Source organism: Streptomyces sp. NPDC016851 (assembly GCF_055562795.1).
In genome coordinates this window covers 187794-213116 of sequence record NZ_JBVHEP010000004.1, presented here as the reverse complement: position 1 = coordinate 213116, position 25323 = coordinate 187794, and the positions used below count along the sequence as shown (strand labels likewise).

20 protein-coding genes are annotated in these 25323 nt (G+C 73.5%); 12 read left to right on the top strand and 8 right to left on the bottom strand.

The genetic code is table 11. From position 1 onward, the window contains the following. Positions 1-71: 71 nt before the first annotated feature. The 4 genes from ACZ3I3_RS08735 to ACZ3I3_RS08720 are packed head-to-tail and all read right to left on the bottom strand — an operon-like array spanning position 72 to position 5826. On the bottom strand, positions 72-1187 hold the full coding sequence (locus ACZ3I3_RS08735) for a 3-dehydroquinate synthase II family protein (RefSeq protein ID WP_467363650.1): 1116 nt from the start codon (positions 1185-1187) through the stop codon (positions 72-74). Then, a complete protein-coding gene (locus ACZ3I3_RS08730) occupies positions 1159-2130 on the bottom strand; it encodes a 2-amino-3,7-dideoxy-D-threo-hept-6-ulosonate synthase (RefSeq protein ID WP_467363648.1) in 972 nt (323 codons plus the stop codon). The genes ACZ3I3_RS08735 and ACZ3I3_RS08730 overlap by 29 nt, the downstream gene beginning before the upstream one ends. Further along, entirely contained in the window at positions 2127-4289 is a 2163-nt protein-coding gene (locus tag ACZ3I3_RS08725) for a class I adenylate-forming enzyme family protein (RefSeq protein ID WP_467363647.1), read from the bottom strand. Before ACZ3I3_RS08725 ends, ACZ3I3_RS08730 begins: the two co-directional genes overlap by 4 nt. 49 nt (positions 4290-4338) lie before the next feature. Further along, positions 4339-5826, bottom strand: a complete 1488-nt coding sequence (locus ACZ3I3_RS08720; protein WP_467363645.1) for a multicopper oxidase family protein — start codon at positions 5824-5826, stop codon at positions 4339-4341. A gap of 284 nt (positions 5827-6110) precedes the next feature. Here ACZ3I3_RS08720 and ACZ3I3_RS08715 point away from each other — a divergent pair, with 284 nt between their 5' ends. From ACZ3I3_RS08715 to ACZ3I3_RS08705, 3 genes are all read left to right on the top strand, one after another. After that, positions 6111-7676, top strand: coding sequence for a SagB/ThcOx family dehydrogenase (locus ACZ3I3_RS08715; RefSeq protein ID WP_467363644.1), 1566 nt, complete (start codon positions 6111-6113; stop codon positions 7674-7676). Between the two features lie 163 nt (positions 7677-7839). Then, positions 7840-8013 (top strand): thiazolylpeptide-type bacteriocin, encoded by a 174-nt coding sequence (locus ACZ3I3_RS08710; protein ID WP_467363643.1) that lies wholly within the window; start codon positions 7840-7842, stop codon positions 8011-8013. A 35-nt stretch (positions 8014-8048) separates the two neighbouring features. Then, positions 8049-8222, top strand: a complete 174-nt coding sequence (locus tag ACZ3I3_RS08705; protein ID WP_086563659.1) for a thiazolylpeptide-type bacteriocin — start codon at positions 8049-8051, stop codon at positions 8220-8222. 101 nt (positions 8223-8323) lie between these two features. Here the strand turns inward: ACZ3I3_RS08705 and ACZ3I3_RS08700 are convergent, their stop codons facing one another. Then, complete coding sequence (locus ACZ3I3_RS08700; protein ID WP_467363642.1) at positions 8324-8920, bottom strand: hypothetical protein; 597 nt, start codon at positions 8918-8920, stop codon at positions 8324-8326. A 307-nt stretch (positions 8921-9227) separates the two neighbouring features. Between ACZ3I3_RS08700 and ACZ3I3_RS08695 the strand changes: the two genes are divergently transcribed. Genes ACZ3I3_RS08695 through ACZ3I3_RS08670 form a run of 6 tightly spaced genes read left to right on the top strand, consistent with a single transcriptional unit; the run spans position 9228 to position 19520 of the window. Continuing rightward, on the top strand, positions 9228-10304 hold the full coding sequence (locus ACZ3I3_RS08695; RefSeq protein WP_467363640.1) for a hypothetical protein: 1077 nt from the start codon (positions 9228-9230) through the stop codon (positions 10302-10304). Next, positions 10301-12913, top strand: coding sequence for a lantibiotic dehydratase (locus ACZ3I3_RS08690; RefSeq protein ID WP_467363638.1), 2613 nt, complete (start codon positions 10301-10303; stop codon positions 12911-12913). The genes ACZ3I3_RS08695 and ACZ3I3_RS08690 overlap by 4 nt, the downstream gene beginning before the upstream one ends. Next, on the top strand, positions 12910-15093 hold the full coding sequence (locus tag ACZ3I3_RS08685; protein WP_467363636.1) for a hypothetical protein: 2184 nt from the start codon (positions 12910-12912) through the stop codon (positions 15091-15093). Before ACZ3I3_RS08690 ends, ACZ3I3_RS08685 begins: the two co-directional genes overlap by 4 nt. Then, positions 15080-16993: a TOMM precursor leader peptide-binding protein gene (locus tag ACZ3I3_RS08680; protein WP_467363634.1), complete on the top strand. Its 1914-nt coding sequence runs from the start codon at positions 15080-15082 to the stop codon at positions 16991-16993. Before ACZ3I3_RS08685 ends, ACZ3I3_RS08680 begins: the two co-directional genes overlap by 14 nt. After that, positions 16990-18522 carry a nitroreductase family protein gene (locus ACZ3I3_RS08675; protein ID WP_467363632.1) on the top strand — a complete coding sequence of 511 codons (1533 nt, stop codon included), beginning with the start codon at positions 16990-16992 and terminating at the stop codon, positions 18520-18522. Before ACZ3I3_RS08680 ends, ACZ3I3_RS08675 begins: the two co-directional genes overlap by 4 nt. Before the next feature lie 38 nt (positions 18523-18560). After that, complete coding sequence (locus tag ACZ3I3_RS08670; RefSeq protein WP_467363631.1) at positions 18561-19520, top strand: thiopeptide-type bacteriocin biosynthesis protein; 960 nt, start codon at positions 18561-18563, stop codon at positions 19518-19520. Between the two features lie 79 nt (positions 19521-19599). On the opposite strand, the gene ACZ3I3_RS08665 is transcribed toward ACZ3I3_RS08670, so the two are convergent. The 3 genes from ACZ3I3_RS08665 to ACZ3I3_RS08655 form a co-directional block, all read right to left on the bottom strand. After that, positions 19600-20124, bottom strand: coding sequence for a YceI family protein (locus ACZ3I3_RS08665; protein ID WP_467363630.1), 525 nt, complete (start codon positions 20122-20124; stop codon positions 19600-19602). Positions 20125-20226: 102 nt separating this feature from the next. Next, a complete protein-coding gene (locus ACZ3I3_RS08660; RefSeq protein WP_467363629.1) occupies positions 20227-21060 on the bottom strand; it encodes an ABC transporter permease in 834 nt (277 codons plus the stop codon). Then, positions 21057-22055 carry an ABC transporter ATP-binding protein gene (locus ACZ3I3_RS08655; RefSeq protein ID WP_467363628.1) on the bottom strand — a complete coding sequence of 333 codons (999 nt, stop codon included), beginning with the start codon at positions 22053-22055 and terminating at the stop codon, positions 21057-21059. Before ACZ3I3_RS08655 ends, ACZ3I3_RS08660 begins: the two co-directional genes overlap by 4 nt. A gap of 299 nt (positions 22056-22354) precedes the next feature. Here ACZ3I3_RS08655 and ACZ3I3_RS08650 point away from each other — a divergent pair, with 299 nt between their 5' ends. The 3 genes from ACZ3I3_RS08650 to ACZ3I3_RS08640 all read left to right on the top strand — a co-directional run bounded on the left by ACZ3I3_RS08650 (position 22355) and on the right by ACZ3I3_RS08640 (position 25293). Next, the gene (locus ACZ3I3_RS08650) at positions 22355-23614 is read left to right on the top strand and encodes an FAD-dependent monooxygenase (protein ID WP_356925957.1); all 1260 of its coding nucleotides are present in this window, start codon (positions 22355-22357) and stop codon (positions 23612-23614) included. 345 nt (positions 23615-23959) lie between these two features. Continuing rightward, positions 23960-24583, top strand: a complete 624-nt coding sequence (locus ACZ3I3_RS08645) for a glycoside hydrolase family 11 protein (RefSeq protein WP_467364003.1) — start codon at positions 23960-23962, stop codon at positions 24581-24583. A 2-nt stretch (positions 24584-24585) separates the two neighbouring features. Further along, positions 24586-25293, top strand: a complete 708-nt coding sequence (locus tag ACZ3I3_RS08640) for a polysaccharide deacetylase family protein (RefSeq protein ID WP_467363626.1) — start codon at positions 24586-24588, stop codon at positions 25291-25293. Positions 25294-25323: the final 30 nt, after the last annotated feature.

Below are 25323 nucleotides of genomic sequence, written 5' to 3'. Positions count from 1 at the left end.
TCGGCACGGGCCGGTGGGGCCCGTGGCTGGTGCGGTCGCTACGGCGTCTGGTGTCGGGCCGGGTGCCGCGCTCACTTCTCCAGGCAGAACTCGTCGATCGGGTAGCCGACATGACGGTCCGCCGTGGGCAGGTGTCCGAGGATGGTGTCGCCGGGCTTCAGCTCCGTGGAGTTGAGGACCGACGCGTTCGGGCCGAGGACCCGGACGTGCCAGTCGTCCTGGAGGATCAGGTTGACCGTCTGCCCGCTCGGGGCGACCGCGTCGATGGAGATCAGCGGCCGGGTCTCGATCTTGACGCGGCCGACGCTGACGGGCCGGGTGCGGCCCTTGACGTCGACGGCCAGCACCTTGCTGCCGGCGTGCAGTTCGCTCAGGTAGTGCGTGCGGCCGGCCTGCGAGACGGTGTACGAGTGCAGCGCTCCGGCGTTGACCCGGAACGGGCGGGTCGGCATGTACGGCAGCGGGTGGGTCTCGCTGACGCACAGCACCATGCCCTTGGAGTGGGAGCCGACGAGGATGCCCTCGTCCTTGCGGAAGTGGGTCGTGGTGTCGACGCAGGCCCGCTCCCCCATGCCGATGTGCGTGGTCCGGGTGACGGTCAGTTCCACCAGGTCGATCTCGCCGCCCCGGGCGGTGGCGGCGGTGCGCAGGGCCGTCGCGTCGCCGACGGTGTTGGCCCGCATCAGGACGCCGTCCGAGCCCAGTTCCAGGACGCCGTAGACGATCTCGGCCTCCTCGGTGTTGGACGCGGTGGTGATGATCGAACCGGGAGCGCCGGTGGCGGCGGCGATCACGATCTCCAGCGGGATCTTGGTGGGGTCGCGGAAGTCCAGCACGCTCCACGGCTCCAGGCGGGCCGCGAGGCAGGCGTCCTCCAGGGTGTCGGCGTCGACGATCTCCACGTAGCGGCCGAACTCGACGTCCGGGTGGGCCTGCTGGAGCGCGGCCCGGTCCTCGCGGGGGCCCGGGACGACCACCAGGTCGGCTCCGCCCAGGTCGTCGGGGACGGAGTCGAGGCCGTCCTCGAAGAGCAGGACCTTGCGGACGGTGGGCGGCAGGCCGGTGAAGACGGTCGGGTCGGCGGCGACGATGCCGTCGATGCGCTGGTGCAGGGCCTCTTCGAGAACGGCCTGGGTTGCGGTGCCGGCGCCTCGGATGTCAAGCCAGCACAGTTTCGCGTCCGTCATGATGCGGACCTCCTGTCGAGTGTGAAGCGTGGGAAAGGTGGTGGGTGTCGCGGTCGAGCGGGGAGCCGGGCGCGCCGAGGTGGGCCGGGGCGTCCAGGTGATCGGGGGTCAGTCGCTCGTCCCGGTGTGCGTCCGCCGGGAAGGCGAGGGGGGCGAAGTGCTGCTCCGGGAAGTGGTGGATCAACCGGGCCACCTTGGCGGCGAGCCGCCGTGGATCGGAGGCCTGGAAGATGTTGCGGCCCATCGCCACCCCGCCGGCGCCGCCGGCCAGGGCGTCCCGGACGTAGGCCAGCACGTCCTCCTCGGTGGGCATCGCGGGACCGCCCGCGACCAGGACGGGCACCGGGCAGGACGCGGTCAGGTCGAGCATCTCCGCGGTCGAGCCGAGGAAGACGGTCTTGACCAGGTCCGCGCCCAGGTCGGAGGCGACGGTGACGGCGTGCGCCACCAGGTCCGGGTCGCGCGGGTCGGTGACCCGGGGGCCGCGCGGATACACCATGGCGAGCAGCGGCAGGTTCCACCGGTCGCAGGCGTCGGCGATCCGTCCGAGGTCGCCGATCTGCTGCCGCTCGTCGTCGGAGCCGACGTTGACGTGGACGCTCACCGCGTCCGCGCCGAGCCGGAGGGCCTCCTCGACCTGCGTCACCACGTACTTGGCGTCGGGGTCGAGGGCCTGGCTGGTGGACGCGTTGAGGTGGATGATCAGCGACATCGCGGCGAACCGCTCCGGGCTGATGTGGCGGACGCTGCCCTTGTGCACGACGACCGCGTCCGCGCCGCCGGCGGCGAGCTGCCCGGCGAGGTGGTCGAGGCTCGTGCCCTTGGGGACGAGGGGTCCGTCGCTGATCGAGTGGTCGAGAGGGGTGATCATCAGGCCGGCCGTGCTGTGACGGTAGAGCCGCCGCAGCCTCAGTGCCCTGGCGAAGTGGCCGAACGCGGTCATGGGATGCCCTTTCTGTTGCGCGGATCGGTACGCCTGCGCGGCTCGGTGCCCCGGCGGACGTCTGCTCCGGCGAATCCGCCGGCCCCGGGCGGCCCGGCCCCACACCCCTCACGGGGCTCGGGCCCCGGCCCCCCACCGACGGAAGGCGGGGCTCCCGGACCGTCCGCCCTGCGCACAGGCACCGGACTCCCGGCCGGAGGCACAGGCACCGGGCCCCTAGCCGGGGACGGTGGCGCCGGACCGCTGGAGGGAGGTTGGGGCGCCGGACCGTCCGCGTGCTGCGGAGCCACCGGGCCACCCACCGACGACGGAGCCACCAGGCCCCCCGCCTGGGACAGTCGGGCCAGGCCACCCGCCGAGGGCAGGGGCGCCAGACCGTCCGTCGGGCGCGGAACCACCGGGGCCCCAGCCGGGGGCGGTGGTGCCGGGCCGTCCGCCGAGGGCTGGTGCGCCAAGCCTTCCGGCGGGCGCGGAGCCACCGGACCGCCCGGAGAAGACCGCGCCACCGGACCGCCCGGAGAAGACCGCGCCACCGGGCCCCCGTCCAGGGACGGCCGTGCCGGAGCATGTGCCGTGGGTTGCGGGTCCCTTCCGGGTGGTTCCGGTGCCGGGCGAGGGCGTACCGGGGCCGTGGCGGAGCGCAAGCGGGTGCGGTCCGGTTTGCCCGTGGGCGTGAGGGGGAGTTCGGGCCAGACCGAGATGCTGAGGGGGGCGTGTTCGGGGGTGAGGGTGGCTGCCACGTAGTCGCGCAGGTCGCAGGAGGTGTGGCCGGCGCCCGAGTGGAGTTCGACCGCGGCGTGGACCTGTTCCACCAGGTCCTCGTCGCGTACCCCGAATACGGCCGCCTGGCGCACCTGCGGGTGCTTCAGCAGGGCCGCCTCGATGGCGGCCGGGTCGAGCTTGAGGCCGCCGTGCTTGATGACGTCGCCGACCCGGCCGTTCAGACGGAGATAGCCGTAGCGGTCCCAGTGGCCGAGGTCGCCGGTGCGCAGCCAGCCGTCCCGGTAGGTCGCCGCGGTCAGTTCCGCGTCGTCGAGGTAACCGGCGGACACCGTCGGCGAGTTGATCCAGATCTCGCCGGTCTGGCCGCGGCCCAGCGGGGTGCCCGAGTCCGGTGCCCGGATCTCGACGCGCACCCAGGGGAAGGGCCGGCCGGCCGAGCCCAGCAGTTCCGGCTCGCGGTGGTCGAGCGGGGTGAGGCTGCTGATGCCGCCCGCCTCCGTCGTGCCGTACACCTGGATCAGTACGTCGCCGAAGACCCGGACCGCCTGCCGGACCCGCTCGGGCGCGGCCGGGGTGCCGCTGTAGGTGATGCGGCGCAGGGACGACAGGTCGTACGAGGTGACGAGCGGGTGGTCGAGCAGGCGGTACAGGTGGGGAACCGCCAAGTAGACGTCCGTCACGCCCAGTTCGGCGATCGCCGCCAGGGTCGCGTCGGCGTCGAACTCGTCGTGCAGGACGACCGTGCCGCCCGCGCACAGCACGGCGTCGGCCATGGGCGCCGTGGTGTGGCTGACCGGCGTGACGGACAGCAGCGTCGCCGGTCCCCTCGGATCGAGGCCGGAGGCGAGCCGGCCGACCAGGTGCTCGCGCGTGCCGTAGCGCTGGGCGACCATCTTGGGCCGGCCGGTGCTGCCGCTGGTGAAGTCGACGACGGCCAGGTCGTCGGGGCGCGGCGACAGGGCCGGCGGCACGGTGTCGTGCCCGTCCGCCGTGCGCGGGATCGCCCGCACGGTCAGGCCGGGCCGCCGCCGCGCCAGCCACCGGCCGCGGGCCGCGCTCTCCTCGTCCGCCTCGTCCACGAGCAGCAGCGACACCCCGAGGTCACGCAGCAGCCCGGTCTGGGTGGCGACCGAGAACGTCTCGGTGTCCGTGCGCGGGTTCATCGAGCGGACGTAGACGGAGGTGGCGCCGAGCAGGTGGACGGCGTAGCGGGCGCTGAGCATCAGCGGGTGGTTGGGGCCGGTGAGGATGGCGACGGTGGTGCCGGGACGGACGCCCTGGGAGTGCAGCAGCGCCGCGCTGCCCAGGGCGGACGCCCGCAGCGCGCCGGCGGTCACCGTCGTGTCCGGCCGGTGCAGGACGACACGGGTCGGGTCCCGGCCCAGTGCCGCGAGAACGCGGCGGGCATAGGGGCGGGGAATTGCTTCGCTGGTCATGGTCCTCCTTTCCGAGAAACAAGAGAACGGTTCGGAACCGGTTCTGACATCAAGAGATCTTCATTTGCGCCATCATTCCCATGGCGCTGTGGTCGATCATGTGGCAGTGGTACGGATAAACACCGCGGTGCGAATCGAAGGTGAGCTGGAGTTTGGCCGTCTGGCCGGGAAAGAGCAGCACGGTGTCCTTCCAGCCGGTCTCCGCGGGATACGGCGGCTGCCCGTCCCGTTCGAGAATGCGGAACTGCACCAGGTGCGTATGGAAGTTGTGCGGCACGGTGGCGCTCTTGTTGGTGACCGTCCACACCTCGGTGCTGCCCCACTCGATGTGGGTGTCGATGCGGTCCGGGTCGAAGGTCCTGCCGTTGATGTAGGCCTGGTGGCCGCCGGAGCCGGGCTCGTCCATGGAGAGGTCGAAGCTGCGCTCCACGGTCGGCTTCGCCAGGGCCGGCAGCGTGGCGAGGGTGTCCGGCACCCTGCTGGTGTCGGCGGTGCGTTCGCCGACGTCGAACCGCATGACCTGGCCGACGAGTTCGGTCGGGCCGGGGCCCAGCATGTTGGCGAGGGTGAGCTTGGTGCCGGGGGCGTACTTCGAGAAGTCGACGACGAAGTCGGCGCGTTCGCCCGGGGACAGCACCAGCACGGGTGTCTCGGCGGGGGCGGCGAGCAGGCCGCCGTCGGTGCCGATCTGCCGCACGGGGTGCTGGGTGGCCGAGCCGTCGGACAGCGCCAGGACGAAGATGCGCAGGTTGCAGGAGTTGACCAGCCGGAAGCGGTACTTGCGGGCCTCGACCTTCAGGTACGGCCAGGGCCTGCCGTTGACCAGGATGGTCGTGCGGTTCTCCGCGTCGTCCATCGTGTAGACCAGCTGCGCGTTGCCGTCGAAGTGCGCGTCCCGCAGGACCAGGGGGATGTCGTACCTGCCCGACGGCAGGCCCAGCGCGTCCTCGGCGGGGTCCCGCAGCAGGTAGAGACCCGACAGTCCCCGGTAGACGTGCTCGGACTCCATGTGGTGCGCGTGGTCGTGCGTCCACAGGGTCGCGCCGGGCTGCTCGTTCTCGTACACGTACGTCCGCTTGCCGCCGGGCGCGATGGTGTCCATCATGCCGCCGTCGTGCGCCACGGGGTTGTTGCCGCCGTGCAGGTGCACCGAGGCCGGCATGTCCAGTCGGTTGATCTGCTGGACGACGGTGGTCCGGCCGGTGCGGGCACGGATGGTGGGGCCCGTGAACGAGCCGTTGTAGGTCAGGGCGTCGGTGCGGGTGCCCGGCAGGATCTCCACGCCGGCGCGGCGCATCGTGACGCGGTAGAAGTCGGCGGTTCTGGTGCGGCGGTACGGGGCCAGGACCGGTGGGATCGTCAGCGGCACGGAGAACGGTTCGACCGGTGCGGCCGCGGCGGCGTTCGCGGCGGCCGGGGTCGCGGCCGCGGCCTGCTGCCCGGCGGTGAGCGTACGGAAGACCCCGCCCGCCGCGCCGACCGCCCCGACGGCGCCGGTGGTCAGACCGAGACGTATCGCATGTCGACGAGTGAACACGGGGTTTTCCTTCTCTGTCGGTGGGCGTGCGGGTTGGAATTCGTGTTCCGAGCATGCGCTTTGGGCGCCGAATGTCCGAGCGATTGAAGTCCGTCCCTGTCATCTGTCACGCATTCCATGACCTCGGTCACGAGAGGGAATGGTGACTGTCATTCGGTGCGGCCGGTGAGCGAGGAGGCGGTGTAGCGGGCCGCAGAGTGGATTTCGACAGGCGATCCACCCGAATCGATCCACCCGGATCGATCCACACGAGTCGATCCACACGAGTCCGTACCGGAGGCCCGATGATTCCCGCGACCACGAAGAAACCCCCCGAGTGCGCCGCCCGGGCGCTGCGCACCGACGTGCGGGTGACGTTCGACGACAGCACGGGCACCGCCCTGCTCCGGGGGCCCGTCACCTCCCTCGCGCTGCGCCCGGTGCGCGGCCCGCTGCGCACCGTCCTGCACCGGCTGGCCGAGGGCCCGTTGCCGCGCGAGGAGTTGTACGAGGGACTCGACGGCGCCGGCCGGGAGCGGGCCGACGCGCTGCTGGAACGGGCCGGGCATCTGCTGGCGTACAGCGTGCTCACGCACGACGAGCCGCCGCTGCGCCGGGAGCTGGTCCGGCTGGAGCCGACCGCCCGGGACGCCCGGCACCGGGTCGTGGGCGTGGCGGCAGGCGCGCGCGTCCGCCTCTCACGGTTCGCCTTCTGCCGTTCGCGCGAGGGGGTCCTCGTCCTGGAGTCACCCCTGGTGACGTTCCGCGCCGTGCTGGTCGACCGGGCCGCCCGCGAGCTCGCCGCCGCCCTGGGACAGCCGGGCCGGGCGGGCAGCGCCGGGGAGGCCACCGGGCTGAGCGAGGCGGAGACCCTGGACGTCCTGTCCCATCTGGTGGGTCTCGGCTTCGCCGAACTCGCCGGCCCGGACGGCACGTTCGCCTCCGACACCGAACCGGTGCTGCGGCAGTGGGACTTCCACGATCTGCTGTTCCACTCGCGTATCCGCTCCGGGCGCTACGACGAGGCCTTCGGCGCCCTCTACCCCTACCGGGGCGAGATCGACCCGCAGCCCGCCGTGAAACCCGCGCCGCGGGGCCCCGCCACCGAGCTGTACCGTCCGCGCCGCGCCGACATCGAGGCCCGCGACCCGTCCCTGACCGCCGCCGTCGAGTCCCGCCGCTCCCACCGCACCTTCGGGGAGCGGGCGTTGACGGCGCGCGAGCTGGGCGAGTTCCTGTACCGGGTGCAGCGGGTCCGGGTGCGCCGCACGCCCGGCCCGGACGCGCCAGGCGAGGACGAGGTCGTCTCGCGGCCCTACCCGAGCGGCGGCTCGCTGTACGAACTGGAGCTGTACGTCACGGTGCTGCGCTGCGCCGGGCTGGAACCGGGCGTCTACCACTACGACTCGTACGCGCACCGCCTCGTCCTGGTCAGCGCCGCGGAGGCCGACCGGCGGGCGCTGCTGGGTGTGGCGTCCCGTTCCGTGGGCTTCGAGGTCAGCCCCGACGTGCTCTTCACGGTGACCTCGCGGTTCCAGCGCATGGCGTGGAAGTACCGGGCCATGGCGTACGCGACGACGCTGCGGCACACCGGGGTGCTCTACCAGACGATGTACCTGGTGGCCACGGCGATGGGCCTGGCGCCCTGCGGGCTGGGCAACGGCGACGCCGACCTGTCCGCCCGCGTCCTGGGCCTGGACTACCTCCGGGAGTCCTCGGTCGGCGACTTCCTGCTGGGTACGCCGGCCGCGGGGACGGAGCTGCCCGCGGACCCGGGCGGGGAATGGCACATGGTCAACAGCCCTGAATGGGCAATTCCGCCCGACGGCTCCGGAAAGCAGGGCGGCGACGAAAAGTCATTCGCCCCGTGATAAATGTCAGCCGGCACCCGGAAACCCTGGCGCCGGGATGACGACCCGAGCAATATGGATGTCACAGCCCGACGGAAACGAAAGAAATTCCGGAAGGCGAACCAGGAATCAATGTCCGGGCATTTCCCGCAAGGGAACTCCGGGCTCGACGGAAGGAAAGCGAATGACCGCCAAGGACATCAAGGACCAGGACGTGGACAAGGCGTTCGAGGGCTTCGACGCGGACGAGCTGGAGACGCTCGACGTCACCGACGGCGTCGCCCTGCCGGAGATGGGCGCCTCCAGCGGCTCGATCGGCACCTCCTCCTCGTCCTCCAGCACCTGCTCGGCCTGCTGACCCACCCTCACCACGGACTCCCGGAAGGATTCGACATGAGCACCGACGGCATCAAGAACCAGGACGTGGACCAGGCGTTCGAGGGCTTCGACGCGGACGAGCTGGAAACGCTCGACGTCACCGACGGCGTCGCCCTGCCGGAGATGGGCGCCTCCAGCGGCTCGATCGGCACCTCCTCCTCGTCGTCCAGCACCTGCTCGGCCTGCTGAGCCCGCGTGACCGCTTGAGCACGACAGCGTGAACGCAGAAGGATGCGCCTGCCCGGCCTCGGCCGGTCGGGCACATCCTTGCGTTCAGGCCGTGGGGGACGTCAGCCGCGCACGGCCAGGTGGTACGACGAGGCCCACAGCACCACCGCGCTGCTCAGGCCGACCACGATCCGCACGGTCTCGCTCGACAGGCCGGCGGCGACGAGGACGAAGCCGACGACCGCGACGGCCGTCAGCAGTGCCGCCGTCCACCGGTACTGCCACTGGTCGTACAGCCGGGCGAGCGGAAAGAAGTGCAGTCCCACGACGAGGGCGATGCCCGCGGGGACGGCCTCGGCATGACCCGAGGCGTTGGACACGGCGATGACGGCGAAGATGGCCACGAGCTCGACGGAGTTGACGATGCCCACGCCACGCGCCCAGTTCGCCGGCAGGCTCACCATGCGGGGCGAGGGCGAGGCGCCCTCGCGATACCCCAGGTAGATCGCCACCGCCGTGAGCACGAGCGCCGCCACCTCGATGCCCAGCGGGACGACGTCCGTCGCCGAACCGGTCCCGGAGGCCGCCGCGACGGCCCACACCAGGGCGAACACGGAGAGCACGAGAACTCCCCTGCGGCGCAGGTTGCGGGTGAGGGCGAGGCACTCGGCGTCCGTCGCGGAAGGGGTGGGGGGCGTTGTGGGGGACGTAGATGTCACTCGCGGAGAATACACCGGCGCATCCGCGTTCTTGGCGGTTTTCGGCCAGCCCTCCGACGCCCCTGAAACGGAATAGAACATTCCGATCACTCGGCTCCGGCCGGGCGTCACGGAAACGATGACGTATGTAAGCGCCGGACCGTTTTCCCTTCCGACTCGAATTTCCGGCGCCAATGATGTGACTCACGTTCTCGAATTCATTGCGGTACTTCTCGGAAGGTGAAAGGACATGGGGGTTGACGCTCCGGAGCGCATTGCCGTGAGGCCGGATTCCGCCGGCCTGACGGGGGTGCGGCTCCATACCCGGATGCCGGTGACACCGGCCTGGCTGGCGCGGCACGTCGTCCCGGTCGCCCGCGAACTGGGCGAGCGGGGCGTACCCGGCGTACAGGTGCGGCGCGGCTGGCTGCACGGACCGCACGTCGACGTGCTCGCCCCGGCCGGGGCGGGGGCGCCCGGCGGTGCCGTCGACTGGGCGGGGATCGAGGCCCGGCTGGACGCCGGCCCCCTCGACCCGGCCCGGGCGCTGACCGAGGAGGTGTACCTGGAGCAGGCCCGGGAGTTCGGCCGGCTCGAAGCGGTGGAGCCCCCGTACCTGCCGCTGCGCGAGCACGGCGCGGTGCTGCGCGTCGCCCCCGGCGACCCCGCGCTGCGCTCCCGGGAGCCACGCCTGGACGCCCTGCGGACCGTGGTGTACGGCGCCCTCGCGACGCCGGTGCTGTCCATGATCGAGGACCTGGCCGAGGACCCGGGCAGCGGCACGGTCCGCCTCGCGGAGGCGTTCGCCGCCCTCGTCGACACCCATGCGCTCGGGCCGGCCTACGGGGTGTTCTCGCCCCGGTCGCACGTGGAGGCGTTCCTCGCCTGGGCGGCTCCGCGCAAGGACATGCGCCCGGTCTTCACCGAGCGCCTCGCCAAGGAGGCGCCCCGGATCCGCGAGGTCGTCGAACAGCGGCTGAGCGGCGCGGTGTCCCCGGCGGCCGCCCGGTGGCGCACCGCGTTCGCCTACGGCGCCGGGGTCCTGGACCACGCCGTCGCCACGGGCGCCCTCACCCCGGATCTGCTGGACTCCGTCACCGACGGCGTCGACCGCAGCCGGATGGGCCCGCCCGGGGCGGAGACGGCGGTGCCGCGCGGCGAGCAGCCGGACACCGACTTCCACCGGACCGTGCACGGCTCCGGGGCGATCAGCACCCCGTCCCCGTTCTTCGCCGCCTACCGCCTGCTGACGAACCTCTTCTACCAGCAGCTTCCCCTGCTCACGGTCTCGCCGATGCAGCGCTACTACATGTGCTTCGCCCTCGCCGAGACGGTGGACGAGGTGCTCGGCAGCAGCTGGCGGGAGCGCCTCACCACCACGGAACCGACGGGAGCCCTGCGATGACCAGCCCCGAGCCCCAGTGGTTCCTGCGCGTCAACCCGCTGCGCAGGGCCCGCCTCGCCGACCCGGAACAGCGCCGTCTGCTCGGCGAACTCGCCTACGCCGAAGCCGAGTTGGCAGAAGCCGCCGAGGTGTGCTCGCAGGAGCTGTACGAGCGGATCGGCGGGGCCGCCTCGGACACCGAGCGCCGCGAGCTCATCGCGCTGCGCCGCGCCATCCATAACGGCCGCGCCCCCAAGAAGACGCCCGAGGGCCCGGAGGCGACCCCCTCGGTGACCCGCTGGCTGGCCGCCCACGCCGGACGGGAGCGGCTGCGCACCGCGATCACGGCGGGCTACCCCGCCGCGGCCGACCGCGAACGCACCGTCCTGGCCGCCCTGTTGGGCGACGGCGACCTGCTGCGTTCCCTCGCCCTCGTGGCGCCCGAGGTGCACCAGGAGGCCGAGCGCTACCGCGCCGCGGTCGAGGGCCCGGGCAAGGTGTCCGCCCGCACCCGCAAGTCGGAGCGCGGACTGATCCAGTACGTGACCCGGGCGATGGTGCGCACCAGCCCGCTCTCCCGGTTCACCGCGGTGGGCATCGCCGAACCGGCCCCGGCCGGCGACCCGGAGGCCGTGCGCCCCGGCGAGGTGCCCTTCACCGGCGCGCGGGCCATGCCGGGCCTGGACCGGGTCATGCTGCACTACGTGCTCGGCGGTCTGCCCGCCGACGGCACGGACCTCGCGAGCCTGTGGGTGGGGATGCCGCCGACCTCGGCACCCGACCCGGAGACGGGCAAGCTGTACTTCCTGAAGTTCTCCGAGCAGGGCATGCACCGCCTCGCCGTGCCGCTCGACGGGCCCGTCGGCGATCTGCTCGACGCGCTGTCCATGGGGCCGCGCAGGTTCCCGGCGGTCGTCGCGCACGTCGCCCGCCGGTCCGGCTGCTCCGCCGAGGAGGCCGAGCGGCGCGTCCGGCAGGCCCTGCACCAGGGCGTGCTGTGCACCTTCGGCCGGCCCGAGGAGCAGACCGCCGCCGGCGACTACGACGACCTGCTGACGCTGCCCGAGTCCGAACAGCGCCCCGGCGTCCGGGAGTTGGCGGGCCGGGTGCGGGCCGGGCTGCCCCGGGTGACCGAGGCTCCTGCCGCCGAGCGGGGCGCGCTGCTGGCGGAACTGCGCGGGGACCTCGGCCGGTTCAGCCAGGCGGTGGGCCGCCCGGCGCACATCACCGTCGAGGAGGACTACGTCATGCCGCCGCTGAAGGTGGCGGCCGCCGACTGGCACGCCCCGCTGGCCGACCTCGGCCCCGCGGTGGAGCTGCTGACGGTCTTCGACTGGCTGCACGACGTACGGGTCCTGATGACCGCCGCGTTCGTGGAGCGGTTCGGCGCCGGGGCGAACGTGCCGCTCGCCGAGCACGCCGCGTTCATCGTCGGGGAGGTCTCCCGGCGGGCCGCCGCGATGGCCGCCGTGTACGGGCCCGAGGGCACCGGGCAGGCCGCCGCGCTGTCCGGGATCGGACCGGCCGACGGCTGCCTGGAGCGCATGTACCTGCTGCGCCGCGAGCTGTCCGAGGAGGTGCACGCCCTCCTGACGAAGACGGCCCAGGCCGGTGAGGAGACCCTGAGGCTCACCGCGGGGGACGTCGCCGAACTGACCCGGTCGCTGCCCGACCGCTTCCGCAGCGACCCGCTGATCTACGGCGTGCTGCTCCAGCAGGCCGGCGACCAGCTCGTCCTCAACGACGGACTGCCGGGCCACGGCATGCTGTACGCCCGCTTCCTGGAGGCCGACCGCCGCCAGGGCGGCCACGCCCTGCCCCGCCTCGCCGACCACCTGCGGCGCTTCTACGGCCACGACGGCACCCGCCTCACCGAGGACCTGGGCCTGCACCGCCTCAACGTCAACGCGCACACGCCGGTACTGCCGGGCGGCCTCACCTCCGAGGACTGGTTCGGCCTGCGCCTCGCACACGACCCGGAGACCGACACGCTGCGGGTCGAGGACGCCGACGGGGCCCCGCTGCGGGTGCTGCCGCTGGGCACGGGCCACCCCGGCCTGTTCCCGCCGCCGCTGTCGGTCGCCTCCGGCCTGGTGATCAGCGGCCGGCTCTTCAACAGCCTGCCCAACTCCTGGCACGTGACGTCCCCGTGGGACGGCAAGCGGACCCGCGTCGCGCCGCGCATGGCGGTAGGCGACGTCCTCATCGGGCGGCGGCGCTGGTACGGCGGCGCCGAACTGGACACGGCGGTGGCCGCGGGCCCCGACGAACACGAGCGGCTCCTCGCGCTGACCGCGTGGCGGGCCCGCTACGGCGTCCCCGAGGAGGTCGTCATCAAGTCGGCGCCGGAGGACGAGGGCCCGCTGTCGGTCGGCGCCCCCGACGTCCAGTCCAAGCGCCTCCAGCAGAAGCCGCAGTACGTCGATCTGTCCAGCGCGCTCGCGGTGCGGGTCCTGCCTCGGATGCTGGAGCGCCGCGGGGCCGGTACGAGCTACCTGGAGGAGGCCCTGCCCGGCGTCGCGGACGGCACGCACGCGACCGAGTGGGTGCTGGAAGTGGGGCGCAGGGCCGGGGGGCGGTTCGTGTACGACCCGGTGAACAACGGCGAAGCGGAAGGGGTCCGGCCGTGACGGTGACCGATCTGGACAGGAGCCCGGCGGGGACGGTCCGCGCCGCGGTGCTCAAGGCCCGGCCCGGGCTGCACTACGCGCCCGTGCCGGGGGGTGTCTACTTCAGCGGGACGCGCGGACAGTTCGTGCTGCGCGGCTCGGAGCTGCTGTACGCGGTGGCGGACGGCTGTGTCCCACTGCTCCGGGTCGGCACGACGGAGGACGCCCTGGTCGCCGGGTTCGGCACCGAGCGGGCCCGGCCGGCGGTACGGCACCTGCTCACCAAGCTCCGCGAGAACGGCCTGCTGCTCGACCCGGCCGCGCTCACCGAGCCGGAGCCGCCGGCCGAGGTGGCCGCCCGCCACGCCGGGACGCTGGCGCGTCTCACCGCCCGCCTCGACGACCCGTACGCGGCGTTCGCCCGTCTGCGCCGCGCCCGGGTACGACTGCACGGCCCCGCGACGGCGACCGCTCCGGCCCTGCGCGGACTGCGCCGGGCGGGCGTGACCGACGTGACGGCGACCACCGTCCACGACGCGTCGCGGCCACTGGTCCCCGTCTGCGACCCCGCGATGTTCGCCGACCCCTCGCTGCTGTCCGGCGGCGGGTCCGTGGGCGGCCCCCGTCCCCTGATCCCCGCCGGCGCCCCGGCGGTGCCCGGGCCCACCACGACGCCCGCCGGCGACCCGGCGGCGCACGAACCCACCGTCACGACTCCCGCCGGCGACCCGGCGGTGTACGGATTCGGTGCTGGAACTCCCGTCGGCGACCCGGCGGTGCACGGCCCAGGTGTCGGAAACCCCGTCGGCGACCCGACGGCGCGCAAACCCGAGACCCTGACCCCCGCCGGCGACCCGGCGGTGCAGGAACCCACCACCACAACTCCCGTCGGCGACCCGGCGGTGCACGAACCCACCACCACAACCCCCGTCGGCGACCCGGCGGTGCACGAACCCACCACCACAACCCCCGCCGGCGACCCGGCGGTGTACGGATTCGGTGCTGGAGCTCCCGTCGGCGTCCCGGCGGTGACAGCACCAGGAGGGGCCGAGGGCGTGCCGCGGGTCGTCGTCGAGTTCCTCGACGGTGACCGGACCTGGACCGAGCAGGACGGAACGCTGCACGTGCCCGTGCTGCTCGGTCCCGGGCCGGTGCTCGTCGGGCCCGTCGGTGTGGCGCCCGGCGTCTGGGAGGTCTTCCGGGACCGGGCCAGGGCCTGGGCGGACGCCGAGGGCGTCGAACCGGCGGCCGGGCCCGTCGCCCACTCCCTCGCGGGAGCCCTCGCCGCACAGCTCCTGACCGACACCCTCACGGGTGTCGCGGAGCCCGGTGAGGCCCATGTCGTCCACGGCCCCGATCTGACGGCCGACCGCGTCACCGTCACGGGCGTCCCCGTGCACGAAGCGGTCGCCGTCCGTCTCGGCGACGCCCCCGCCGAGCCCCTCCCCGCACCGGAGGCCGCGCTCGAGGCCGCCGGTGTCCTCACCGCCCGCTGGACCGGCCTGTTCGCCTCCGCGCGGGGCGAGCACCTGCCGCAGATGCCCCTCGCCCTGCGCGCGGCGGAGCACCGGGCCGACCGCACGGGCACGGTCACCGCCTGGGCCGCGCACCAGGAGACGGCGACCATCGCCGCCGCCCTGGCCGCCCTGCGCGACCGCGCCACCGGCACGTCCGGCACCCCGGCGGCGGGCCTCACCCAGGAGCACTGGCTGCTCGACGGCGCCCTGCGTCACCTCGCGGGGGACCAGCAGGCCTTCGTCCCCGAGGCGGACGCCCCGCTGCACGCCGAAGGCCGGCGCATCCGCGCCGAGTTGCAGTCGTTGCCCGGCGGCACCGCCCCCCTGCTCACCGTGGCCCGGTACCCCGGTGTCGGCTGGCCGCTGGCCCAGGTCACCGTCGACGGGCGGCCGCTCGGCGCCGGCTGGGGCCCGACCCCAGCCGAGGCCACGTACGCCGCGCTGTGCACGGCCCTCGCCGTCGCCCAGACCGGCGGCACGGCCGGCCGGCTCTCCACCGACGCCCTGCTGACCGCGGACGACACCGCCCGGGCCGCGCTGCGGGAGCAGCTCACCGCGCTCGACGGCTACCGGGGGCAGCCCCGCCGCACCGACCCGGTGCTCGGCGAACTCCCCTTCTGGCACGGCCCGGTGACCGTCCCGACCGACCGCACCGCCGAGGAGCCCGCCGATGCCGACCACTGACCCGACCACCGCGGTGCACGCCGGCCCCGCCCTGCCCCCGACGGCGTACGACGACTGGCTGCCCGCCCTCGCCCCACTGGCCCGCGCGAGCGGGGCCACCGTCTCCGTCAACCTCGGCTGGGACATGGCCTGGGAGCGCGACCGCCTCACCCAGGCGCGGGGACCCCACCTGTCCGTGCGGGTGTACGACGACGAGGTGATGGTCGGCCCCCTGTGGGTGCCGGACACCACCTCCGGCTGTGCCGCCTGCGCGGAGGTGCGCGAACGCACCGTCCTCGACCACCCCCTCGTAGGCGACCTCACCCAGGCCACGCGGGTCCCCGCCGCCCCCGCCCCCCTCCTGCCCGACCTGCTGCGCACCGGCCTCGAGCACCTGGCGGACCGCCCCCTCGCACCCGGCGAGGCCTACTCGGTGACCGTCCGGGGCACCCGCCGGCACCGCATCGCCCGCAGCTTCCACTGCCCGGTCTGCGGCCCGTCCCCCGAGGACCTGGTGAGCACCGGGCCCCCGGCGCCCCGTCCCCTGCGCTCCCGGCCCGCCGTACCCGGGGACGCGACGCGCACCGCGGCGAGCCGTCTCGTCGAGCCCGGCTTCCTGCGCGACCGGCTCGTCGACGACCGCTTCGGGCCGGTGCGCGCGATCCTGCGCGAGTCGCACGCCCCGTTCGCGATGAGCATGGCGGTCGTCGCGGACGCCCCGGCGATGGGCCACGGCAGGGCGCGTACGTTCGCGGAGACCGAACCGGTCGCCGTCCTGGAGGCGTACGAGCGGCTCGGCGGCTACCCGTACGACATCCCCCTGGTCACCGGCCGTTCCTACCGCGAGGTCGCCGGGCAGGCCGTCGACCCGGGCAGCCTCGGCCGCTACACCGCCGAGCAGCTCGCCCACCCCACCAGCAGGGCCACTCCGTTCACGGACGACACCCCGGTGGACTGGGCCTGGGGCCACGACCTGGCCGACGGCACGCCCCTGCTGGTCCCGGCCGACCACGCCTTCTACCAGTACGAGTACGCCTTCCGCCGCGACCGGCGCGCCGCCCGCGTGGCCGGTGCCGCGAACCGCAGGCACTACTTCTTCGACTGCTCCAGCGGCTGCGCGGTCGGCGCCAACTACGAAGAGGCCGCCCTGCACGCCCTGTTCGAACTGGCGGAGCGGGACGCGTTCCTGACGTCCTGGTACCGGGCGCGCCCGCTCCCCCACGTCCCGGTCTCCACGCTCACCGACCCCACGAGCCGGGCCATGGTCGAACTGATCCGGGCCCGCGGCTACGACGTCCATCTCCTGGTCGCCACCCGGGACATCGGCCTGCCGGTGGTGTGGGTGATCGCCGTGAACGAGAAGAACCCCTTCCCGGCGACGTTCTCCTCCGCCGGTTCCGGGGCCGAGCCCGAGTCCGCGATCCGCGGCGCCCTGCGCGAGGTCGCCCAGCTGGTCACGAACCCGGTCGACTGGACCCGGGAGCAGGTCGAGCGGATGGTCGAGGACCCGTGGCGCGTGGAGGAACTGGAGGACCACGTCCGGTTCTCCTCCATCCCCGAGACCCGCGACCGCGCCCTGGCCGGGCTCGGCGGCCCGGCCGTCACGCTCGACGAGGCGTTCCCCGACTGGCCGGGCCGGCTGGAGCGTGCCGCGCACGGCGATGTGCGCGAGACCCTGCGGTACGTGGCCTCGCTCTTCGCCGACGCGGGCCTGGACCGGATCGTCGTCGTCGACCAGACCAGCCGGGAGCACGCCGACGCCGGCATCGCGGTCGCCCGTGCCGTGGTCCCCGGCATCGTGCCGATGTGCTTCGGCCACGCCCAGCAGCGCCTGGACGGCCTGCCCCGGCTCCGCGCCGCCCTGCGCGGCACGGACCAGGAGCACCGGGCGATCCCCTACGACCCCCACCCGTTCCCGTGACGGCCCCGGCCGAGCCCTGGGTGCGGCGCGCCCCGGTCGACCTCCCGGGCCCCGAGGGCGACAACAGCATCGCCCGCGAGCCCCTGTGGTACGCCTACGGCGCCGGGGACGACCGCCCGGAACCACCACCGTGGACCTGGGCGAGCACCCCGCCCCCGGACTCCCACGTGCCGCCCCCGCCCCCGCGCCCGGCGGGGCCGGCGACCGTGCTGCCGACGGGCACGACCGACCGCCTGTCGGCCCTGCCGTACCCGCGCGTCCCGACCCCCGGCCCTGCCACACCGGACGCCCTGCTGCACGCCCTGACGGCGACGTTCGCCCCACTGCGCCGCGAACCGGAGAACCCCTACAACGAACACCGCCCCTACGCCTCACCGCGCTGCCTCTTCCCCGTCCACGCCTTCGCGGGCGACGACGGGACGTGGCGCCTCCTGGAACCCACGCGCCACACCCTCACGGGCCCCGGCACGGGCACCCCCACCCGCATCGCGCTGACCGGCCGCTACACGTCGATCCCGCTGGCGTACCAGTGGTTCCGGGGCTCACTGGTGGCGATCGAGACGGGCATGGTGCTGCGTGCGCTGAGCCTGGGCCTGGAGCTCTTCGGGGTGCCGGCGACGCTCACGCCCCCGACGGAGTCCGGCCCGGACCTGCTGCGCGAACTGGGCGTGGAGCACACCTGGGAGTGGTCGCTGCCGTGGCTGGTCGACGTGGGCGAGCCACATCCCCCGGCAGACCGGCCGTCTGTGCAAGAGACCCCGGCCCCTGCAGGTGATCCGTCCCTCAGCCATGTAATCCACGTCAACAGAAGTGCCCCAAGGGGCGCAGGGACCTGCGCGCCCAGCCCCCCACAACCCGCACCTTTCACCACGGCCGTACCCCCCACCCTCCCCGGCTCCCATCACACCCCCACCTGGTCGGAACTCCTCTGGCACCGCCACTCCGGCCGCATGCCGAGATCCCTGCACGGCATGGACTCGGCCCAGTGCCACACCCCCCTGCCCACCCGAGCCCTGACCACCGCCCTGGCCTGGCTGGGCGTCCCCCCACCGCACCCGATCCTCGCCGCCGCCTTCGACGCGGTCACCGTCACCGCGGTCGTCCAGCACATCGACGGCCACACCCCGGGCGTCCACCGCGTCCACCACGGCACCCCACACCTGCTCCGCGAAGACCCCACCGCTCCGGCGGGCCTGGAGGCCAACTACGGATACGGCCTGACGCCGGTCAACGGCTGCGGCATCGCCAACGCCCCCCTCACCGTCTTCTTCTCGGTCCGCCCCCGCGACCTGTTCGCCCGCTTCGGCCCCACCGGCTGGAGCGCCGCCCAGCACGCCTGCGGCTGGGCGGTCCACGGACTGTGCCTCGCCGCGGCCGCCGAAGGCCTCTTCGCCCGGCCGGTCCGGGCGTTCAAGGAGATCCAGACCAAGGAGGTCGTCGGCCTGGGCGAGGACGAGACGATCGTCCTGTCCGCTGTGGTCGGCGTACCGCGCGAGACCGGGGGTGCCGTGCTGGACCTGCGCACGTAAGGCCCTGGAACAGCCCCACCGACCGACAAGGAACGCGTATGCCCACCACCGCACCGCACGACTGGAGCGCCTGGCACCTGCACCTCGGCACCACGGCCCGCAGCGCTCACGACCGGGTCCTGACGGACGTCATCGGTCCGACGGTCGGCGAACTGCCGCCCGGCACCCCCTGGTTCTTCATCCGCTACTGGCAGTCGGGTCCTCACCTGCGGCTGCGGATCGCCGGCCTGTCCCCGGACGCGTACGCGCGCGCGGAGCAGGCCCTGCGCGACCGGCTCGCCGTCGCGGGCCGGCTCGCGCCCGGCGAGGAGCCGCTGGCGCGGGAGACCTACCAGGAGGGCGCGGCCCGGCTCGCCGCCGCCGGCGAGACCGGTGTCAACGCCACCGTCCAGGCGCTGCTGCCGCCCGGCGTGCACCGCGCCGACTACGACCCCGAGTACGAGCGCTACGGCGGCCGCACGCTGATGCCGGCCGCCGAGGCGCTCTTCCACCGCTCCAGTGCACTCGCCTTGCGGCTGGCCCCACTCGTCACGAGTGAGGCGCGGCGTGCCCGGCTCGCCCTGCGCGGCACGCTGTCCGCCGCCGTCGCCCTCGGCGGCCCGGCCGAGCGCGCCCACTACTTCGCCCGGGGCCGGGACGCCTGGCAGGCGTGGGCGCGGGACGCCGGGCACCCCGGCGAACTGCTCGACCGGATCACCGAGGTCGACCAGGACCCGGCCGCGGCGGGCGTCTCACCGGACGCCCACGGGCCGTTCACCGACTGGTACGAGGCCCTGACCGCCCACGCGGCCGAGATCCGGCGCCACTCGCCGGTCCATCCCGGCATGATCCTCTTCTCGCACGCCCACATGCTCCACAACCGCCTCGGCCTGAGCATGCTGGAAGAACTGCGCACCTACGCCTGGCTGTCCCACGTCTTCCCATTGCCGGCCCCGGTAGCGGCCCGGGCATCCGGCCCGGCATCCGAGCCGGCCCCCGCCCCGGCCCCCACGGGGTGATTCCCCCGCCCCCCGTGGGCGACCACGCGAGAGGCCCGGCCGGAATCCCCTCACCGGCCGGGCCTCTCGGCGTGTCCGTTCATCCCTCCCGTACGAACTCGGCCCGCACCCGCACCCGCAGTTCCGCTCCGACCAGGCCGCGCATGCCGCCGACCCCGCACGCGTGCCGGTCGACCAGGGCGCCGGCCCGTACGACGGCCCGCTCACCCCGCACGGTCAGCTCGTCGACCGTGAACGTCACCGGCGTGGCACGGCCCTTGACCTCCAGCAGGCCGGCCAGGCCCGAGCCGTTCTCGTCGAGGAGTCGTTCACCGGTGAGGCGCAGCTCGGGAAAGCGCTCGGCGTCCAGGAAGCGCGGGCCGCGCACGGCCGTGTCCCGCTGCGGGTTGCCGCTCTCGAAGCCCGCCGCGCCGGCCGCGGCGTCGAGGCGCACCAGCACACCGTCCGGGCCGAGCTCGGCACGGCCCGAGCGCACCGGGACGGAACCCCGCACGGGCAGGAAGAAGAAGTGGCGGCCGGTGAACTCCACGGTGGAGCCGGCCGGTTCGAGACGCCAGGTCCCGCTGAGGGCGGGGTTCGGGCGGGTGGTGTGGTCCACGGACATGGTGGGGCCCCTTCTGATGGCGGCGGGTGGGGGTGGGGGTCGGCGGGAAGCGCCGAGGGGGCCTCCGGGAGGCCCCCTCGATGTGGTCGGGTCTCGTCGCCTCTACTCGGGGCGCGGGTCCCAGCGGAAGCTGCGCACGGCGATCAGGGCGCCGACGACGCCCCAGGCCGCCAGCACGGCCAGTTCCTTCCACTGGACGCCGGCGCCGTCCGCGAACGCCGCGAGCATGGCGTCGTTGAACGGCTTCACCGGCAGCACCCCGGCGATGGTGTTCATCACCTCGGAGTGGATCGGGAAGTAGCTGCCGGAGATGAACACCAGCGGGAACTGGATGAACTGCACGACCGCGGGCGCCGCTTCGGAGTTGCGGATCAGGGAGGCCACCCCGACGCCGAGGGCGCAGAAGCTGGCCGCGCCGAGCACCAGGGTGAGCGCGAGGACCGCCCATTCCGACGGCCACTGCACGCCGTAGAGCCGTCCGACGCCGATCACCAGCGCCACGTCGACGACGCTGACGACGATGCAGTGCACGAGCAGACCCGCGAAGTACACCCAGGCGGGCAGCGGGGTCGCGTGCAGCCGCTTGAGGACGCCGGTCTGCCGGCGCATGGCGAGGACGATCGCCAGCTGGCCGTAGCAGGCGCCCAGCACGGAGACGGCGGCGATGGTCGGCGTGTAGTACTCGAGGCCGCTCAGGCCGAAGAAGAAGTCCTGGCCCTCGCTGCCGGCGAACACGGCGCCGAAGACCGAGATGATCACGATCGGCAGGACGAAGGTGAACACCATCGACTGCGGGTTGCGCCAGAACGACAGCTGCTCGTAGCGGATCTGGTGGGCGAGCAGGGCGAGGGAGCCGCGTTCGTCGGGCCGCTCCCGCCCGGCGCGTGGGGCCCGCCGTCCGGTGGCGGTGGTCGTGGGGGGCAGGGTGCTGGTCATCGGCTGCTCCGTCCGGGTCGGCGCCCCCGGCGCGCACGCGCCGCCGAGGACGGTGTGCGGTCCCGCCCGGTGGACGGGGACGAGGCGTCCTGCTGTACGTACGAGCTGGTCATCCCCAGATAGACGTCCTCCAGGGTGGGCTGCTCGACGGTCAGCCGCTCCAGCGGTGTGCCCCGGTCCAGGGCCCAGGAGGTGAGCCGGTGCAGGGCGGCCGTCGGCTCCTTCGCCTCGGCCGTGACGAGACCGTCCTCGGCGTCGCTGACCGGGATCGGCACGTCGTCGATGGCGGCACCGGCCGGCAGCGCGAACCGGATCCGGGCGAGGGCGGTGTCCCGCCCGCCGATGGTGTCGGGCGTGCCCGTGGCGACGATCCGCCCGGCGGCGATGACGGCGACGGAGTCGGCCAGGGCCTGCGCCTCGTCCATGTAGTGGGTGGTCAGCAGGATGGTCGTGCCGGCGTCGCGCAGGCTCCGTACGACCTCCCAGGCCCCGCGGCGGGCGCCCGGGTCGAAGCCGGTGGTCGGCTCGTCGAGGAACAGCAGCTTCGGGTCGCCGATCACGCCGAGGGCGAGGTCGAGCCGCCGCTTCTGCCCGCCGGACAGGTCCTTGACCTTCGCGTCCCGCTTCTCCTGGAGCCCCACGAGGTCGATGACCTCGTCGACGCCGCGCGGGGCCGGGTAGTAGCCCGCGTTGCGGGCGATGGTCTCCCGCACCGACAGGTACGGCTCGACGGCGATGTCCTGGAGCACGAGGCCGATCTGCCCGCGCAGCACGCGCCCGTCCGCCTTGTCGCCGGGATCGCGGCCGAGGACCCGTACGTCACCGCCGTCGCGGTGCCGGAAGCCCTCCAGGATCTCCATGGTGGTGGTCTTGCCGGCGCCGTTCGGTCCGAGCAGGGCGAAGATCTCCCCCTCCTCGACGGTGAAGTCGACGCCGCGTACGGCCTCGTGGTCCCCGTACTTCTTGAGCAGGCCATCGACGGCCACCGCGGTCACCGCGGTCGCTCCACTCGTCGTTCGCGTGTCACGGCGTGCCTCCAGGTGTCGTGCGTCATGGGGTCGTCTTCTCCTGGAAGTTAGGGCCGGGCGGGGGTGCGGCAGCAGGGGTGACCGGGGTTTCGATGACGTCCGTCACGCAAGCGGCGACAGTTGTCAGCACGGCGGGGCGGGACGTTGCCGCCCGGTGGCGGGCGCCACATGCTCGGGACTCGACCGATGACAGTGCGTCCACGTCCCAAGCGCGCACCACGGTGGTGCGCGGACGTGGCGCGAAGACCCGGAAGGCGGTCCCTGAGGTGCTGTTGGGCGAAGACACAGAAGGGCGGCGGCAGCCCGGGAACCCCGCGGGCCCGGCCGGCGGGGAGCGGCCGGTGGTCGCCGTCGTCGGCGCGGGCATCGGCGGACTGACCCTGGCGGGCGCGCTGACCGCGAACGGCACGCCGTACGTGATCCACGAACAGACCCGTGAACTGGCCGAGGTGGGGGCGGGCGTCCAGCTCTCCCCCAACGCGATCCGGCCCCTGCTGCGCCTCGGCCTCGGACCGGCGCTGGAGGAGCACGCGGTGCGCATCGAGGCGATGGAGGTACGCGGCTGGAACGGGCGGCCCATCGCGCGCACGCCGCTCGGCGCGGAGTGCGAGCGCCTGTTCGCGGCGCCGTACCTGACGATCCACCGGGCGCATCTGCACGACGCGCTGCTGTCCCTGATCGACCGGGAGCGTCTCGGCCTCGGCCGGCGCCTGAGCGCGGCGCGCGAACTCCCGGACGGCGCGGGCGTCCGGCTCGCCTTCGACGACGGCACGGTCCGCGAGGCGGACGTGGTGGTCGGCGCGGACGGCATCCACTCCACGGTCCGTGAGACGCTGCGCCGCGACGAGCCGGTCTACTCGGGCCTCGGCATCTACCGCGGTCTGGTCCCGGTGGACGCGTTGCCGGCGGAGGCCCGTGAACGCCTGGTGCGGCTGTGGCTCGGCCCGGGCGGGCACTTCGTGTGCTACCCCGTCGCGTCCGGCGCGTACCTCAGCTACGCCGCGACCGTGCCGCTGCCCTCCGACGCCCCGCCGCGCGAGTCCTGGTCCCGGCCCGGTGACCCGGACGAGCTGCGCGCGGTCTTCGGTACATGGACGGGTCTGGTGGCCGACATCGTCGACGCGGTCGAGTCGACCCACCAGTGGGCCCTGCACGACCGCCCGCCGCTGCGCACCTGGTCCACGAACCGCATCACCCTCCTCGGCGACGCGGCCCACCCCATGCTGCCGTTCATGGCCCAGGGCGCCAACCAGGCGATCGAGGACGCGATGGACCTGGCCGCCTGCCTGGCGGGCGCGCCGGTCCCGGCGATCCCGGAACGCCTGTCCCGCTACGAGTCCCTGCGCATCCCGCGCACCGCCGAGGTCCAGCGCGGCTCCCGCGGCAACGCGGGCATCCTCCACCTCCCCGACGGCCCCGCCCAGCGCCGCAGGGACGCCCACATGGCGGTCCACGCGGCCCTGCACGACCGGGCGGCGCTGTACGCCCACGAGACGGGGCGCAGTGTGGTGCCGGTGCCGGCGTGAGGATGTGATCCGGAAGCCTGATCCGGAAACAGCCCGAAACATTCGAGTATCGGAACCCTGCCCTCCGCACCACCAGGGCAGGGAACTCACCCACCCGGCCCCACCACGACCCACTAACTACCCACGTAACCGGGCGAATCCCCCACGACCGCCCCACGACCTCCCCTCGATCGCCGACGAATATTTCGCAACTCTCACCGAAAGCATTGACAGTTGACAGGGCCCGGCCAACACTCCCGATGACACAGGCTCCCCATCGACCGACCCCCACGAGGACGAGGAGGAAGCACCCCCATGGAGAAGTCATCGAGCCGCTTACGGCTGCTCATCAGCAGCGCCTGCACCATGCTGCTGGTCGCCTTCGCCGCCATCGGCATGCCGGGCACCGCCCACGCCGACACGGTCATCACCCAGAACCGGACCGGCACCGACAACGGCTACTTCTACTCCTTCTGGACCGACGCCCCGGGCACGGTCTCCATGACCCTGTCCGCCGGCGGCAGGTACAGCACGTCATGGCGGAACACCGGCAACTTCGTCGCCGGCAAGGGCTGGAGCAACGGCGCCCGCCGCACCGTGAACTACTCCGGCACGTTCAACCCGTCCGGCAACGCCTACCTGACCCTCTACGGCTGGACGGCGAACCCGCTGGTCGAGTACTACATCGTCGACAACTGGGGCACGTACCGGCCCACGGGCCAGTACAAGGGCACCGTCACCAGCGACGGCGGTACGTACGACATCTACAAGACGACCCGGTACAACGCCCCGTCCGTCGAGGGCGTGCGGACCTTCGACCAGTACTGGAGCGTCCGGCAGACCAGGAGGACGGGCGGCACCATCACGGCCGGCAACCACTTCGACGCCTGGGCCCGGGCCGGCATGCCCCTGGGCAACTTCAAGTACTACATGATCATGGCGACGGAGGGTTACCAGAGCAGCGGCAACTCCAACATCACGGTGCGCTGACGATGGGAACCACACCACCGTCCCCGCTCCGCGCCCTGCTCACGAGGCTGACCGTCCTCACGACGGCCGCGGCCGCCGCCCTCACGGCCACCACCACGACAACCGCCACCGCCACCCCGTCCCGGGCCGAGGCCTGCACCGGATACGTCGGCCTCACCTTCGACGACGGCCCGTCCGGCAACACGACCGGGCTGCTCGACGCACTCCGCCGGAACGGGTTGCGGGCCACGATGTTCAACCAGGGCCAGAACGCCGCCGCCAACCCGTCCCTGGTCCGGGCCCAGGTGTCCGCCGGCATGTGGATCGGCAACCACAGCTACACCCACCCGCACCTGACCGGCCTGAGCCAGGCCCAGATCGACTCCGAGATCTCCCGGACCCAGCAGGCCATCGCCAACGCGGGAGGCGGCACACCGAAACTGTTCCGCCCCCCGTACGGCGAGACCAACGCGACGGTGAAGTCGGTCGCGGCCCGCCACGGCCTGACCCAGATCATCTGGGACGTCGACTCCCGGGACTGGAACGGCGCGAGCACCGAGGCGATCGTCCAGGCCGCCGCCCGCCTCACCAACGGCCAGACCATCCTCATGCACGACTGGTCCGCCAACAGCCTCGCGGCGATCCCCCGCATCGCCCAGGGGCTGGCGGCCCGGGGCCTGTGCGCGGGGATGATCTCCCCGCAGACGGGGCGCGCGGTGGCCCCCGGCTGAGCGAACGGCGCGATGGCCTCCAGGGGCCAT